We start from the raw sequence: 16,006 nt of genomic DNA, 5'->3' as shown, positions 1-16,006 counted from the left end.
GGAGACACGTAACCAACGTGATCCAATGTTTTAGCAAGTGTGGTTGTAGCAAAGACGGCGGGTATGCCGTCTGTGGTGAGGTGAACGACAGCCCCTGAAAATCTGTCGGCAAATAGAAAGGGATTACCCATGTTTAACAAAGTTACGAAAACCTTCCAGTACGGCCAACATACCGTCACGCTGGAAACCGGCGAAATCGCTCGCCAGGCATCCGGCGCGGTGATGGTGTCGATCGAAGACACCGTCGTACTGGCAACGGTCGTGGCACGCAAGGATGCCAAGCCAGGTCAGGACTTCTTCCCGCTGACCGTCGATTACGTCGAAAAAACCTACGCTGCCGGTAAGATCCCGGGCGGTTTCTTCAAGCGCGAAGGCCGTCCTTCGGAAAAAGAAACGCTGACGTCCCGTCTGATCGACCGTCCTATCCGTCCGCTGTTCCCTGAAGGCTACCTGAATGAAGTGCAGGTCATCATTCACGTGCTGTCGGTCAACCCGGAAATCGATCCGGACATCGCCGCCATGATCGGCGCATCGGCCGCCCTGTGCGTGTCGGGCGTGCCATTCAACGGCCCGGTCGGCGCCGCGCGCGTCGGCTACGCCAACGGCCAGTACATCCTGAACCCGACCGTCGAACAACTGAAGACTTCGCAAATGGATCTGGTCGTCGCCGGTACCGAGACGGCCGTGCTGATGGTCGAATCGGAAGCCCAGCAGCTGTCCGAAGAAATCATGCTCGGCGCCGTGGTCTTCGGCCACACCGAAATGAAAGCGGTCATCGACGCGATCCACGACCTGGTGCGCGACGGCGGCAAGCCGGAAGTCGAATGGGTTCCACCAGCGAAAAACGAAGCGCTGATCGGCCGCGTGGCGCATTTCGCCGCCAGCAAGATCAACGAAGCCTACCAGACCAAGGACAAGCAGGAGCGCACCGCCAAGCTCAAGGCCGCCACCAGCGAAGTGCTGGCCGACCTGTCGGCTGAAGCCGCCGCTTCGGGCGCCGCGCCGATCGACGCCGCCGAGGTGAACAACATCCTGTTCGACATGGAAGCGAAAATCGTCCGCACCCAGATCCTGGACGGCGAGCCACGCATCGACGGCCGCGACACCCGCACCGTGCGTCCGATCTCGATCCGCACCTCGGTGCTGCCACGCACCCACGGTTCGGCCCTGTTCACCCGTGGTGAAACGCAGGCGCTGGTCGTCGCCACCCTGGGCACCGCCCGCGACAGCCAGAAGATCGACGCGCTGATGGGCGAGTTCACCGACTCCTTCATGCTGCACTACAACATGCCACCGTTCGCCACCGGCGAAACCGGCCGCGTCGGCACGCCGAAGCGCCGCGAAATCGGCCACGGCCGTCTGGCCAAGCGCGCGCTGATCGCCGCGCTGCCGGCACCGGAAGAGTTCAGCTACTCCGTGCGCCTGGTGTCGGAAATCACCGAATCGAACGGTTCGTCGTCGATGGCTTCGGTCTGCGGCGGCTGCCTGGCGCTGATGGACGCCGGCGTTCCAATGAAAGAGCACGTCGCCGGTATCGCGATGGGCCTGATCAAGGAAGGCGGCAAGTTCGCCGTGCTGTCGGACATCCTGGGCGATGAAGACCACCTGGGCGACATGGACTTCAAGGTCGCCGGCACGCGCAACGGTATCACCGCGCTGCAGATGGACATCAAGATCATGGGCATCACCAAGGAAATCATGCAAGTGGCGCTGGCGCAAGCCAAGGAAGGCCGCGAGCACATCCTGGGCGAAATGCAAAAAGCCATGCCGCACGTGAAAACGGAACTGTCCGATTTCGCGCCGCGCCTGATCACGATCAAGATCAACCCTGAGAAGATCCGTGACGTCATCGGCAAGGGCGGCGCCGTCATCCGCGCGCTGACCGAAGAGACCGGCACGCAGATCGACATCAGCGACGAAGGCGTGGTCACCATCGCCTCCGTCGACGCCGCCGCCGGCCAGGAAGCCAAGCGTCGCATCGAAGAGCTGACCGCCTCGGTCGAAGTGGGTAAGACCTACGACGGCGTGGTGTTGAAGCTGCTGGACTTCGGCGCCATCGTCCAGGTCATGCCAGGCAAGGATGGTCTGCTGCACATCTCGCAAATCGCCAACGAGCGCGTCAACGCCGTCGCCGACTACCTGAAAGAAGGCCAGGCAGTGCGCGTCAAGGTTCTGGAAACCGACGACCGCGGCCGCCTGAAGCTGTCGATGAAAGCCGCCGCTGAAGAAGCGGCCGCCGCAGCGAACTAATCTCGGACCAGTCCGCTAAAAACCGCGCCGTGTGCTTGCACATGGCGCGGTTTTTTTTCGTCTTGAACTTTTGATCATGGTGCCTGTCCAACCTGGTGTACGCGGTTGGAGGAGAAGTCATGGGCACGCTTTACGACGAGGATGTTGTCGCCTGGGCCGAGCAGCAGGCGGCGTTGCTGCGCGCGGGTCGGTGGTCGCAGCTGGACATCGACAATATCGCCGGGGAGATCGAGGATATGAACATCAGCCACCGGCATCAGTTGGCCCATCGCATGACGAAGCTGTTGGGACATCTGCTCAAGTGGCGATATCAGCCGACCCTACGCGGCGCCAGCTGGGAATGCACCATCCGCAACCAGCGCAACAGGATCTGCAAACTACTTCAGCGCATGCCCAGCCTGCGGCGTTTGTTGAGCAGCGACGAGTGGCTGGCCGAAGTATGGGAGGATGCGCTGGAAATTGCCGTCCACGAGGCGCATCTGGAGCTTGCGGACTTGCCTGCCGCGTTGCCTTGGAGCGTGGAACAGGTGCTGTCGCCAGACTATCTGTCCGACGCGACTTGACGGGCGTGTGACCGGGAGTTCAATCATGGGCAATCTTTACGACGACGACGTCATCGCATGGGCCGAGCAGCAAGCCTCGCTTCTTCGCGCGGGCAGGTGGTCGGAGCTGGACATCGACAACATCGCCGAGGAGATCGAGGATGTGGGCAAAAGTGAAAAGCGGGAATTGCAAAACCGGCTCGCGTTGTTGATCGCACATCTGCTGAAATGGGCATATCAGCAGGATATGCGAGGCCACAGCTGGGTCTACACGATTCGTGAGCAGCGCGCCGCGATCCAGCAGGATCTTACTAAAGGTCCGGGGCTAAAACCCTTGCTGACGGACACCGCATGGGTGCGGCAAACCTACCGTTATGCAAAAGTCAAGGCGTACGAAGATACGCATGACCTGATACTGCCGGATGAATTGCCTTGGACGATGGAACAGATTCTTTCCACGGATTTTATGCCGGATACGGGAACGGATTATTCGCCGCCATAAAATGAGCCCTGCCGACGCCCGTGGGTGTCCAGCAGCCGTTTTGCCGCGCGAGACACCCACCGCCGTCTTCATGAATCACTTGCCGTCGTACGTTACGCGGAACACACGCCCGCCATGATCGTCCGACACCAGCATCGAGCCGTCGGCCAGGGTGACCACGTCGACCGGCCGCGCTACCACTTCCTCGCCGCGCAGGAAGCCGTCGATGAAGGCGGTATCGCTGACGACCTTGCTGCCGTACAGCGTGATCAGGCGCACGCTGTAGCCGCTCTTGGTGGTGCGGTTCCACGAACCATGCTCGGCGACGTAGACGTTGTTGCGGTATGCCTCGGGGAACTGCTTGCCCGTGTAGAACGTCAAGCCCAGCGGCGCGACGTGCGGCCCCAGCTTGGCGACCGGCTCGACGAACTCCTCGCAGGCGCGGCCCTTGAAGGTCGCGTCCGGCACCACGCCGCCGTGGCAGTACGGGAAGCCGAAATGCAGGCCGGCCTTGGGCGCGATGTTCAGTTCGCACGATGGGCTGTTGTCGCCCAGTTGATCGGCGCCGTTATCGGTGAACCACAAGGCCTTGGTGGTCGGATGGAAGGCGAAGCCGACGGTATTGCGGATGCCGCGCGCATATTCTTCCAGCCCGCTGCCGTCGGCGTTCATGCGGTAGATTTTGGCGTGCTTGGTGTCGTCGGTGTCGCAGATGTTGCAGGGAGCGCCCACCGGAATGTACAGCTTGCCGTCCGGGCCGGCCTTGATGACCTTTTCGCCGTGCCATTTGTCGTCCGGCAGATCGACCGTGACCACTTCGTACGATGGTTTTTGCGCGTAGCGCTTGTCGATATTGTCGAAGCGGATCACGCGGCTGATCTCGCCGACGTACAGCGCGCCGTTGAGCAGGGTGACGCCGATCGGATTTTCCAGGCCGGAAGCGATGGTGACCACCTCGGCCGTCTGTTTGTCGCCGCGCGGTACCAGCGCGTACACCTTGCCGGCCTTGCGCGAGCCGACATAGACGATGCCGCTGTCGGACACGGCCATGCTGCGCGCGGCGTCGACCTGGCTGGCGTAGACGCTGATGCGGAAGCCTTTGGGCAGTTTGAAACCGCTCAGGTCGATACCGTCCGGGGCGGCCTTGGCGGCGGCTGCCGGCGCGGCGGCCGCCACGGTGGTCGGGGCAGCGGCAAGGATCGGCTTGTTGGCGCCGGCGGCGATGTAGTCGGCCAGCAGCGCGATCTGCGGTGCGCTCAGCGCGGGGGACCAGGCCGGCATGTTCTTCTCCGGCACGCCCTTGCTGATCACCTTGATCAGGTTGGCCTTGGTTGGCTCGCCGTGCAGCCAGGTGTGCTTGCCCAGGGTCGGACCGATGCCACCCTCCATCTTGACGCCGTGGCAGGAGGCGCAGTTGGCCTGATAAAGTTTTTCTGCTGCCACCGACGGTGCGGCGGCGTGCGCGGCATACGATGCGAACGCCATGGCGATGGCCAAGGCGCGCGGAGCGATGTGTTTCATGTATGTCCCCAGGTAAGTGATGGCGTATTGTGCCAGTATTCTTGCGCTGGAGACATCTTGAAAGTGGGAATCAGCGCAAGGCCAGCGCTTGCCCACGCGCGGGCGTGTCGTCCAGCTTGAACATGCTGACCAGCTGCGCCAGATGGCCGGACTGCCCTTGCAAGGCAGCGGCGGCGGCCGCCGCCTGTTCCACCAGCGCCGCGTTTTGCTGCGTCACGCCGTCCATCTCGACGATGGCCTGGTTGATCTGCTCGATGCCGGCCTCCTGCTCGCCGCTGGCGGTGGCGATCTGCCCCATGATGTCGCTCACGCGCTGCACGCTGGCGACGATCTCGGTCATCGTGTCGCCCGCCTGGCCGACCAGCTTGGCGCCGTCGTCGATCTTGCCGACCGAATCCCCGATCAGCTGCTTGATGTCCTTGGCGGCGCTGGCCGAGCGTTGCGCCAGATTGCGCACTTCCGACGCCACCACCGCGAAGCCACGGCCTTGTTCGCCGGCGCGGGCCGCTTCCACCGCCGCGTTCAGGGCCAAAATATTGGTCTGGAAAGCGATGCCGTCGATCACGCCGATGATGTCGACGATGCGGCGCGACGAGGCGCTGATCGAATCCATCGTCGTCACCACCTCGGCCACCACGCCGCCGCCGCGCACGGCCACCGAGGCGGCGCTGGCGGCCAGCTGGTTGGCCTGGCGCGCGTGGTCGGTGTTTTGCTTGACGGTCGAGGTCAGCTCTTCCATCGACGAGGCGGTCTCCTCCAGCGAGCCGGCCTGCTGCTCGGTGCGGGTCGACAGGTCCATATTGCCGCTGGCGATCTCGTTCGACGCGGTGGCGACGGCGTCGGTGGTGCTGCGCACTTCGCCGACGATGGCCGCGAGCCGGTCGCGCATGGCGGCGATGCTGAACAGCAGGCTGGAGCGGTCGTTCGCGCGCAGCGCGACGTCCACCGTCAAGTCGCCGGCGGCGATGCGGTCGGTGATGCCGGCCGCGTAGTCGGGTTCGCCGCCGAGCTGGCTCAGCAGCGAGCGGGTGATCAACCAGCCCAGCAGCAGCGCCACGGCGATCGAGGCCACGGAAAGGATCAGGATGGTGATGACGGCCGCTTCGCTGCGCCGCTGGATACCATTGCCGATCTCATCGATGGCGGCTTTCTGGCGATCGGCGAGCGCATCGATGCTGCCGACGTAGACATCGCCGGCAGGCACGAATTTCTGCTCGATGATGATGTTGGCCTGGTCGATGTCGCCTTGCGCCTTGGCGTCGAACGCCGCTTTGCGGTGGCCTTGGTAGATCGCGCGGTTTTCCAGGGCTTTGGCGAACAACTCCTTGGCGCGCGGGTCGATCAGTAGCTTGCCGATTTTCTCCTGCGCCCCGGCCACCCGCTTTGACGCGCGGGCGATGCCGTCTTCGAAGAATTTCTGCGCCTCGGGATCGCTGGTCTTGGCGGCGGCCTGCGCGCGCTGCACGTTCGCTTCGATGATGCCTTTCCATTCCGTGACCAGGCGCTCGGTTTGGAGTTGCTGCTCGAGCAGGTTGGTGGTGTCGGCGGCGATGCTGCGGATGGTCAATTCACTGGCCGCGGAGATCGTCAGCAGCAGCAACAGGGCGGCGCCGAAGCCCACCGCCAGCCGCTTGCCGACCTTCATCTTGGAAAAAATCATTGTGCTTCCTTACATTAAAGCGGGTCGATGCGACCGATTCATGGTAGACGAAAATATTTTGTCATTGATAACACATGTTTCTCTGATGTAATTTTACACGCTATTTGTACAGGACGTACCTACGTAGTTTCCCGCGCGGTGGCCGCAGGGAGTCGGAGCGTGGGAGGTGGAGGAAGGGGGGCGGAAGGCAGTAGGAGTCGAACTTACAGGAGAGCGTCTGACGCCCCCCACCGGGTTTGAAGCCCGGCCCCATCACCGGATGAGATTGCCTTCCGTGGTGCGATATCGGCGCTATTCCGTGCTGAACGACCAAGCCGCGTTGGGCCTGATCAGGTGGACGTTGCCGACGCGCCGAGTATAGCCGACACGATCGAAGAACTCCAAGATTTGAATCGCGCGCTTGCGTCCCAGGCCGGTGGCGTCGCGGAACGACGAGGCTTGCACTTCACGCAAGGTCGCCACCAACTCCGCCAGTTCGGCCAGCGGCGCCGGATGGTAGAACAGATCCGGCACCAGCTGGCTGATTTCGCCGGCCTTCGACAGTTTGAGCAGCAGGCGCCGCACTTCCGCCTCCGGCATCCCGTGTTGGCGCACCAGATCGCGCACCCACGGCGGATCGAAGCGGCCCGCGTGCAAGGACACCAGCAGCGGTTGGACCAGCGCCTGTTCGGCCTCGCTCAATTCCACGCTGTGACTGGGCAGGTGCAGGCTGCGGCCGCGCTGCCTGACCTGCCCGGCGCCGGTCAGCGTCTCGACCAGACGGCTCCACAGCCGGTCCTCCATCTCCGGCGCGACGATGCGTTTGAGGCGCCACAGCTCCGGTCCCGCCTCGTCGGGCGCGCGGGCGTGGAATTCGGACAGGCCGGCGAGGATGCGCGCCTCGAGCGCCGCCACTTCGGCCGTCGCGATCAGCAGCGCGTCGCCGCCGGACAGCGCCACTTCGACGGTGCCCGGTGGCGGCACGATCTCGCGCGCCGGCAGCTGCGACAGCCGCACCAGCGTCGACACGCGCAGTCCCATGGGGCTGCGCGCCAGCAGTGCGCCAATGCCGCCCGCGCCGTCGTCCCGATCGTGATTGCGATCGATGAAATCGGCCAGCGCCCGCAGCCACTCCAGCCGCGCCGCGCCGCGCCGCTTGCGCGCCGGGCCGAAAGGGTCGAGCACCACGCCGCCGCCGATGGTGGCGGTGGCCTGGGCGTTGCGGATCACGAAGCGGTCGCCCGGCACCGCGTGCACCGGTGCGTCGAGCACCAGCTGCGCGCGGCCGCTGCCGCCCGGCGCCAGCGTGTCGCCGTCCAGCGGCACGATGTTGGCCACGTGGTGCGCCGCGCCCAGATGCACGTGCAGCGGCGACCATGGTTTGAGGGTGACGCCGCTATCCGGCGTCAACGTCAGTTCGACGTCGATACGTTCGGAGCACGCGGCGAGGGCGGGGGCGACGATCCAGCTGCCGCGCGCTATCTCGTCCTTCGATACGCCGCTCAGGTTGAGCGCCAGGCGCTGGCCGGCGCGGCCGGTGTCGGCGGCGCGGTTTTGCGCGTGGATGCCGCGTACCCGCATCTGTCGCTCCCCCGGCGCCAGTTGCAGGGTGTCGCCCACGCGCACGCTGCCCGCCAGCGCGGTGCCGGTGACGATGGTGCCCTGGCCGGAGAGGGTGAACACGCGGTCGACGCCCAGGCGGAACAGGCGGCGTTCATCGCCGGCCGGCAGCGCCGCCGCCATCGTTGCCAGATGCGCCAGCAAGGCCTTCACGCCGGTGTCGCCTTCGCTGGTGGCGTTGGTGCGGAAGATTTGCGCGCCGGCGAAATCGGTGTTCGCGAGCAGCGCCTCGATGTCGGCTTCGACGCGCGCAAGCTGCTGCGCGTCGGCGCGGTCGATCTTGGTCAACGCCACCGCGCCGCGCCGCACGCCGAGCAGCCGCAGAATGGCCAGGTGCTCCAGCGTCTGCGGCATGATGCCGTCGTCGGCGGCGATCACCAGCAGCGCGGCGTCGATGCCGGTGACGCCGGCCGCCATCGTGCGGATGAATTTTTCGTGGCCGGGAACGTCGATGACGCCGAGGATATCGCCATTCGCCAGCGGCGCGTAGGCGTATCCCAGTTCGATCGAAATGCCGCGCGCCTTTTCTTCCTTCAGGCGATCGGTGTCGACACCCGTCAGCGCGCGCGTGAGCGTGGTTTTCCCGTGGTCGATATGACCTGCCGTGCCGACGATCATGCGGGCGTGTGCCTCAATAGAGGCAGTTGTTCGGTGAAGCGCTGCTGCTGGTGGTGGTCCAGGCAGCGCAGGTCGAGCCACAGCGCGTCTTGCGATACGCGGCCGATCACGGGCAGCGGCAGCGCGCGCAGGCGCTGTTCCAGCACGCCCAGCGCGTTGCCGGTGCGGACCGTCGCGGCGGCGCGTATCACCAGCCCGTGGCTGTGCAGCTGATCGACGGGCAGGGCGCCGCTGCCGATCTGGCTCATCATCGCTTCCGCGCTCACCGTGTAGCCGTCGCCCAGCACCGCCTGCAGTTGCGGCAGGATGGACTGCGCCTGTTCGCGCATGGCGGCGGCGGGGCGCGTCAGCAGCTTCAGGGTGGTCAGGCGTTCCGGCAGCAGGTCAGGCGCGCGGTACAAGGCCAGCACCGGCTCCAGCGCCGCCAGCGTCAGTTTGCCGACGCGCAGCGCGCGCTTGAGCGGATTCTTTTTGATTTGCGCGATCAGGTCCGCGCGGCCGACGATGATGCCGCACTGCGGGCCGCCCAGCAGCTTGTCGCCGCTGAAGGTCACCAGGTCGGCGCCGCCGGCGATGGTTTCGCGCACCGTGGTCTCGTGCGGCAGGCCGTACTGTTCGAGGTCGACCAGGGTCCCGCTGCCCAGGTCCACGGCGGTCGGGATATTGTGCTTGCGCGCCAGCGGCGCCAGTTCCGGCAGCTCGACGCTTTTGGTGAAGCCGGTGATCGCGTAGTTACTGCAATGGACCTTCATCATCAGCGCGGTCTGCGGGCCGGCCGCCTCGGCGTAATCCTTCAGGTGCGTGCGGTTGGTGCTGCCCACTTCGCGCAGTACGGCGCCGGCGCGCGTCATGATGTCGGGGATGCGGAAGGCGCCGCCGATTTCCACCAGTTCGCCGCGCGAGACGATCACCTCGCGGCCCTGCGCCAGGGTGTTCAGCATCAGCAGCACGGCGGCGGCGTTGTTGTTGACGATGGTCGCCGCTTCGGCGCCGGTCAGTTCCAGCAGCAGTTCCTCGACCAGGTTGTCGCGGTCGCCGCGTTTGCCGGTGTCGATGTCCCACTCCAGGTTCATGGGCCAGCGCAGCGCTTCGGCCACGGCCTGTACCGCGCTGTCGGGCAGCAGGGCCCGTCCCAGATTGGTGTGCAGGACGGTGCCGGTCAGGTTGAAGACGGGGCGCAGCGGCGAGCGGTTGGACTCGCGCAGCCGGGCGGCCAGCATCGTCAGCAGGGTGGGGATGGAGGTGTCGGTGGCGACCGGGCCGTGGCCAGAGCCGTCGCGCGCCGCCACCAGCAGGCCGCGCAACTCGGCCAGCAGCGCGCGCGCCGCCTCCGTTGTCTGCGCGCGGCCGTATTCCGTGATCAGCGCCTCGCAGCCGGCATCCGACAGAATCAGGTGCACGGCCGGGAGGTGGATCGCACCGGCCGCTTTCACCGGGTTGGCGGGGCCGCTCATGCGGCGTTGAACCACAAGAGCGGATTGCCGCTGGCGCGGGCGTAGCCGGCTTCGCCGACCAGCAAATCCAGGGTCAGACTGGCCAGATCGTCGGCCAGCGGTTCGACGTTGAAGTCGTGCTCCTGGTTGAAGATCTTGCGATAGGTTTTGCAATCGTCGCAAGTTTCGGCGCGCGCCACCTTGCTTGGATCGTTGGCCTTGTTGACCGGAGCTGAGTCGGCTGCCACCACCTCGGCCTTGTCCTCGTTCGTCTCCAGGCTTTGGTAGGCGATCCTGGACGTGTGCTCGCAGCACGAGCATTTGACCCGCACCATGTGCCATTCGCTGGCGCAGGCGCTGCAATGCAGGTAGCGGTAGCCTTGCGACTGCCCGCCGATGCGGATCACGCTGGCCACCGGGTGCGAGCCGCACACGGGGCACAAGGTGTTGGTCACCAGCGGCTGCACCGCCGGGGAGTCGAGCTGGCTGGCGCGCATCGCCCACACCACCTGCAGCGCGGCGGCGACGAACGGGGCGTGCAGCGGATCGACGCCCTCGGTCACTTCCGCCAGCACGGCGTCGGCGCAGCCTTCCAGCTGGGCGGCGTCGAGCTCGCGCAGCTGCGCCAGCACCCCGGCCATTTGCGGCTGTTCCCTTGCCAGCGGGGCGAGTTGATCGAGGAGGGCGGTGAATACGGTGCGCCATGAGGCGGGACGCGTGCCGCTGACCGGCAGCGGCGGCATATTGTGCTCCAGCGACAGCGCGATTTCCGCCGCATCGGGCAGGGCGAAGGTCTCGGCCGGCAGCGACGCGGCGACGGCGGCCTGCGCGTCGACCAGGGCCGCCATCAGTTGAAGGTAGCCCTGCATCGATTCGCCGACGGGAATTCCGGTGATGTCATTGTTCGCCAACTGGCGCAGACGGGCGGCGCGCGCGGTGAAAAGACTGCTTGCTTGCGGCAGCAGCAGGCGCGGTATGGCATTGTGGTCGAGCGATTCGATTTCGCCCGGTTCAAGCAGACGTTGTACCAAAAGATGTCTCCCAGTTTGCCGGCGGCGTCGTCACGATTGCGATGCGTGTGACCCCGGCCGCCGGCTTGGGAACTATTTTAATCCCAAATTGATAAATCAATCGCGCGGTTTGTTGGTGCTCCGTGCGACTTCTTCGAACCAGCGCGGATGGTGCTTGCGCGCCCACCCGTAGGTGACCGTGCCGCGCACCATCGCGCCTATCGACCCTTTGACCCACAGGCCCGCATAAATGTGAACAATGATCGAACAAATGATCACAAAGGCGCAGAACGCATGCAGCAGCGCGGCGAAGCGTACCACCTCGATCGGGAAGTAGAACGCGAAGTACGCGCGCCAGATCACGATGCCCGAGAACAGAAGGCCCAGCATGCACAGGATCAGCACATAGAACAGCACCTTCTGGCCGGCGTTGTAGCGGCCGACCTTGGGGAGCTTTTCCTCGCGGTTGCTGACCACGTCGCCGACCTGCTTGAGCCACTGCGTGTCGCCCTTCTCGAAGCGGTTGTGGTGCCAGAATCGCACCACCAGCAGCGCGAACGAGACGAACATCAGGATCCCGAAGAAGGGATGCAGGATGCGTGTCCATTGCCCGCCGCCGAGGAACACCGCCATCCACGCCGTCGCCGGGTGGAACATGGCGAGGCCGGACACCGTCAGCACGATAAAGCAGATGGCGGTGATCCAGTGGTTGCTGCGCTCATTGGGCGTATAGCGCTCGATCAGTGGATTGCCGTCCTTGTCGCGCGCGGGTTTGCTTTCGGGTGTGCTCATTTTTCGCTCTCCCTGATCCGGTTTGCCTCATGCAGCGCCTCCGCTTCCTCGTCCTTGCTGACCTCATTCGGGCCGACGCGCGAATAGTGGAACCAGCCCGCCAGCGCCGTCGCGGCGATGCCGGCCAGCGCGAGCGGCTTGGTCAAGCCCTTCCACAAGCCGACCATCGGGCTGATGCTCGGATTCTGCTTCAGTCCATGGTACAGCGGCGCCTTGTCGGCGTGGTGCAGCACGTACATCACGTGCGTGCCGCCGACACCGGCCGGATCATACAGGCCGGCGTTGGCGTAGCCGCGCGACTTCAGGTCCTCGATGCGATCGGCGGCATGCACCTTCATGTCTTCCTTGGTGCCGAAGACGATCGCGCCGGTGGGGCAGGTCTTGACGCAGGCCGGTTCCTGGCCGACGGCCACGCGGTCCGAGCAAAGCGTGCACTTGTAGGCGCGGTCGTCCTTCTTGGAGATGCGCGGCACGTCGAATGGACAGCCGGCGACGCAGTAGCCGCAGCCGATGCAGTTCTCCTGATGGAAATCCACAATGCCGTTGGTGTACTGGACGATGGCGCCCGGGGCCGGACAGGCCTTCAGACAGCCAGGGTCCTCGCAGTGCATGCAGCCGTCCTTGCGGATAAGCCATTCGAGGTTGCCGTCGCTGGTCTCGTGTTCCGAGAACCGCATCACGGTCCACGATTGCGGCGTCAGGTCGAGCGGGTTGTCGTACACGCCCGTCGTCTCGCCGACGTCGTCGCGCAGGTCGTTCCATTCCATGCAGGCGGTCTGGCATGCCTTGCAGCCGATGCACTTCGACACGTCGATCAGCTTGGCCACGGTGCCGGTGGCCGGCGTGCGCGCCACCGGAGTCTGGACCGTGGTGGCGGACATGCGTTTGATATCAAGTGATTGTAAAGCCATGTTTTATTCTCCTCGGGCCGTCATGCTTTTTCCACTTTCACCAGGAACGACTTGAATTCCGGTGTCTGTGAATTGCCGTCTCCAACCGTCGGCGTCAGGGTGTTGATCAGGTAGCCCGGTTTGGTGACTCCCTTGAACCCGAAGTGAATCGGCAGTCCGACCTGGTGGGTCTTCTTGCCGTCGATGGTCAATGCCTTGATACGCTTGGTCACCACGGCCTTCGCCACGATGTGTCCGCGCTTGGAACTGACTTTGACACGGTCGCCGTGCGATACGCCGATCTCCTTGCCGAGGTCTTCGCCGATTTCGACGAATTGTTCCGGCTGGATGATCGCGTTCAGGCGCGCGTGCTTGGTCCAGTAGTGGAAGTGCTCCGTCAGGCGGTAGCTGGTCGCCACGTGCGGGTACTCGTTCGCCTTGCCCAGCTTCGCCCTGTCGCCCGGGAACATGCGGCCGGCCGGATTGCTGGTGGCGCGCGGGTTATTCGGGTGCATCGGGTTGTGGCCGATCGGCGTCTCGAACGGCTCGTAGTGCTCGGGGAACGGACCTTCGGCCATGGCGTCGCGCGAGTAGAAGCGCGCCACACCCTCGGCCAGCATGATGAAGGGACCCATGCCGTTTTCCGGTGGCTCGTCGGCCTTGAAGTCCGGTACGTCCGCGCCGGCCCAGTTGGTGCCGTTCCAGCCGATCAGCTTACGGGTCGGATCGAACGGCTTGCCCTTGGTGTCGCAGGAGGCGCGGTTGTACAGCACGCGGCGGTTGGCCGGCCAGGCCCAGGCCCAGTTCAGCGTATTGCCGATGCCGGTCGGGTCGCTGTTGTCGCGGCGGCCCATCTGGTTGCCGGCGGCGGTCCACGAACCGGCGAAGATCCAGCATCCACAGGCGGTGCTGCCGTCGTCGCGCAGTTGCGCGAAGCCGGCCAGTTGCTCGTTTTTCTTCAGGATGACTTTCGTCGGGTCCTTCGGATCGGTGAGCTCCTTGAGCGCCTTGCCGTTGAACTCCATCGCGATCTCCTCCGGCTGCGGGCTCAGAGGCTGGGCGTAGTTCCACGTCAGGTTGAGGATCGGGTCGGGGAATTTGCCGCCATCGGTCTGGTACATCTTCTTGATGCGCATGAAGATGCCGGACATGATCTCCAGATCGCTCTTGGTCTGGCCCGGGCCTTCGGCGCCTTGCCAGTGCCACTGCAGCACGCGCGAGGAGCTGACCAGCGAGCCGCGTTCCTCGGCGAAGCAGGTGGTCGGCAGGCGGAACACCTCGGTCATGATCTTGGTCGGATCGACCTGGTGGAACTCTCCGAACGGACGCCAGAATTCCGCCGTCTCCACGGCCAGCGGGTCCATCACCACCAGGTACTTCAGCTTCGACAGCGACTCGGTGATCTTCTGCTTGTCCGGCGCCGACGCCAGGATGTTGAAGCCCTGGCAGATGTAGCCGTTCATTTTCCCCTGATGCATAAGCTCGAAGGCCTGCATCATGTCGTACGGCTTGTCCAGCTTGGGCAGGTAGTCGAACGCGTAGTTGTTCTCCTCGGTGGCGGCGTCGCCCCACCAGGCCTTCATGAAGGAGACCAGGAACTTCTTGGCGTTGCTGTAGTAGCTAAGCTGGTTAGGACGCAGAGGCTTGAGCGCGCGCTTGGCCGCATAGGCTTCCCAGTCCTGTTCCGCCTCGCCGGGCAGGGTCAGGTAACCGGGCAGCATATTGGTCAGCAGACCCAGGTCGGTCAGGCCCTGGATGTTGGAGTGGCCGCGCAGGGCGTTCATGCCGCCGCCGGCGATACCGATGTTCCCCAGCAGGAGCTGCACCATCGCGCCGGTACGCAAGGTTTGCGCGCCGGTCGAGTGCTGGGTCCAGCCCAGCGCGTACAGGATGGTCGCGGCGCGCCCGGGAACGGCGGTCGACGCCAGCATCTCGGCGACCTTGTGGAATTTCTCCGGCGGCACGCCGCAGGCCTTCTCCACCATCTCCGGGGTGTAGCGCGAGTAGTGCTTCTTCATCAGCTGATACACGCAGCGCGGATGCTCGAGTGTCGGATCGATCTTGGCGTAGCCGTCGTCGCCCATCTCGTAGTTCCAGCTGCTCTTGTCCGCGTACTTGCCGGTGGCCTCGTCGTAGCCCGAATACAGGCCGTCGTTGAAGGCGAAGTCCTCGCGGACGATGAACGGCATGTCCGTGTAATTGCGGACGTATTCGTGCTGGATTTTGTCGTTCGTGAGCAGATAATTAATTATCCCGCCCAGGAATACGATGTCCGAGCCGGTGCGGGTAGGGACGTAATAGTCGGCTACCGAGGCGGTTCGGGTAAAGCGCGGATCGACCACGACCAGCTTGGCGCCGCGATGCGCCTTCGCTTCCGTGACCCATTTGAATCCGCAAGGGTGTGCTTCAGCGGCGTTTCCGCCCATGACCAGGATGACATCCGCGTTCTTGATGTCTACCCAGTGATTCGTCATCGCACCACGTCCAAATGTCGAGGCAAGACCTGCCACCGTCGGACCGTGTCATACGCGTGCTTGATTGTCGAATGCGAGCATGCCCAGACTGCGCATGGTTTTATGGGTTAAGTAGCCTACTTCGTTGGAACCGGCCGACGCGCACAGCATGCCGGTCGTGGTCCATCGGTTGACGGTTTTGCCATCGGCGCTCTTCTCGACGAAGTTGGCGTCGCGGTCGGCCTTCATCAACTTGGCGATGCGCGTGAGCGCGTCGTCCCAGGCGATCGGGCTCCATTCCGTGGCGCCCGGGGCGCGGTACTCCGGCACCATCAAGCGATTCGGGGAGTGGATAAAGTCGATCAGGCTTGCGCCCTTTGGACACAGCGTGCCGCGATTGACCGGGTGGTCGGCATCGCCTTCGATGTGGATGATTTTGGCGGTGGCGTTTTTAGCGCCGTCGCCCAAACCGTACATCAGGATCCCGCAGCCTACGGAGCAGTAGGGGCAGGTGTTGCGGGTTTCGGTGCTGCGCGCCAGCTTGTACTGCCGGACTTCGGCCAGGGCCGTTGCCGGCGCAAAGCCGAGGAGCGCGATGCTCGAACCCGCGATGGTCGCGCCAGTCACCCGAAGGAACTGTCGCCTGGACATCTGGTTCATGAAAAGGCCTTTCAGTGAGGACAAAGACCTTTCGAGTGTAGCACTACAAAAACATTCATGTTTATGCTGACACGTATCAAACGTTGGGTTAACGCCA

General features: G+C 64.4%; 11 protein-coding genes and 1 tRNA gene. 3 read left to right on the top strand and 9 right to left on the bottom strand.

Translation table 11 applies throughout. The annotated features are described in order from the left end of the window. Positions 1-129: 129 nt before the first annotated feature. The 3 genes from pnp (at position 130) to MRBLMU1_RS19290 (ending at position 3,294) form a co-directional block, all read left to right on the top strand. Entirely contained in the window at positions 130-2,250 is a 2,121-nt protein-coding gene (gene pnp, locus MRBLMU1_RS19300) for a polyribonucleotide nucleotidyltransferase (RefSeq protein ID WP_363504297.1), read from the top strand. A 119-nt stretch (positions 2,251-2,369) separates the two neighbouring features. Further along, positions 2,370-2,813: a DUF29 domain-containing protein gene (locus tag MRBLMU1_RS19295; protein WP_363504294.1), complete on the top strand. Its 444-nt coding sequence runs from the start codon at positions 2,370-2,372 to the stop codon at positions 2,811-2,813. Between the two features lie 25 nt (positions 2,814-2,838). Continuing rightward, complete coding sequence (locus MRBLMU1_RS19290; protein ID WP_363504291.1) at positions 2,839-3,294, top strand: DUF29 domain-containing protein; 456 nt, start codon at positions 2,839-2,841, stop codon at positions 3,292-3,294. Between the two features lie 75 nt (positions 3,295-3,369). Here the strand turns inward: MRBLMU1_RS19290 and MRBLMU1_RS19285 are convergent, their stop codons facing one another. The 9 genes from MRBLMU1_RS19285 to fdnG all read right to left on the bottom strand — a co-directional run bounded on the left by MRBLMU1_RS19285 (position 3,370) and on the right by fdnG (position 15,909). After that, entirely contained in the window at positions 3,370-4,794 is a 1,425-nt protein-coding gene (locus MRBLMU1_RS19285) for a PQQ-dependent sugar dehydrogenase (protein WP_363504288.1), read from the bottom strand. 70 nt (positions 4,795-4,864) lie between these two features. After that, entirely contained in the window at positions 4,865-6,454 is a 1,590-nt protein-coding gene (locus MRBLMU1_RS19280) for a methyl-accepting chemotaxis protein (RefSeq protein WP_363504285.1), read from the bottom strand. 181 nt (positions 6,455-6,635) lie between these two features. Next, positions 6,636-6,728: transfer RNA gene (locus tag MRBLMU1_RS19275), tRNA-Sec, on the bottom strand. A 17-nt stretch (positions 6,729-6,745) separates the two neighbouring features. Further along, entirely contained in the window at positions 6,746-8,671 is a 1,926-nt protein-coding gene (selB, locus tag MRBLMU1_RS19270) for a selenocysteine-specific translation elongation factor (protein ID WP_363504282.1), read from the bottom strand. Beyond that, positions 8,668-10,125, bottom strand: a complete 1,458-nt coding sequence (gene selA / locus MRBLMU1_RS19265) for an L-seryl-tRNA(Sec) selenium transferase (protein WP_363504279.1) — start codon at positions 10,123-10,125, stop codon at positions 8,668-8,670. The genes selB and selA overlap by 4 nt, the downstream gene beginning before the upstream one ends. After that, complete coding sequence (fdhE, locus tag MRBLMU1_RS19260) at positions 10,122-11,135, bottom strand: formate dehydrogenase accessory protein FdhE (RefSeq protein ID WP_363504276.1); 1,014 nt, start codon at positions 11,133-11,135, stop codon at positions 10,122-10,124. Before fdhE ends, selA begins: the two co-directional genes overlap by 4 nt. 96 nt (positions 11,136-11,231) lie before the next feature. Beyond that, positions 11,232-11,906, bottom strand: a complete 675-nt coding sequence (locus MRBLMU1_RS19255) for a formate dehydrogenase subunit gamma (RefSeq protein WP_363504273.1) — start codon at positions 11,904-11,906, stop codon at positions 11,232-11,234. Then, positions 11,903-12,817 (bottom strand): formate dehydrogenase subunit beta, encoded by a 915-nt coding sequence (gene fdxH, locus MRBLMU1_RS19250; RefSeq protein ID WP_363504270.1) that lies wholly within the window; start codon positions 12,815-12,817, stop codon positions 11,903-11,905. The genes MRBLMU1_RS19255 and fdxH overlap by 4 nt, the downstream gene beginning before the upstream one ends. 20 nt (positions 12,818-12,837) lie before the next feature. Then, on the bottom strand, positions 12,838-15,909 hold the full coding sequence (fdnG, locus tag MRBLMU1_RS19245; protein ID WP_363504267.1) for a formate dehydrogenase-N subunit alpha: 3,072 nt from the start codon (positions 15,907-15,909) through the stop codon (positions 12,838-12,840). Positions 15,910-16,006 lie beyond the last annotated feature (97 nt).

The sequence above is a fragment of the Burkholderia sp. LMU1-1-1.1 genome, assembly GCF_040675865.1.
GTDB lineage: Bacteria > Pseudomonadota > Gammaproteobacteria > Burkholderiales > Burkholderiaceae_D > Rugamonas.
Note: the sequence above shows the minus strand (reverse complement) of the source record. Positions and strands in the feature narration are given on the sequence as shown.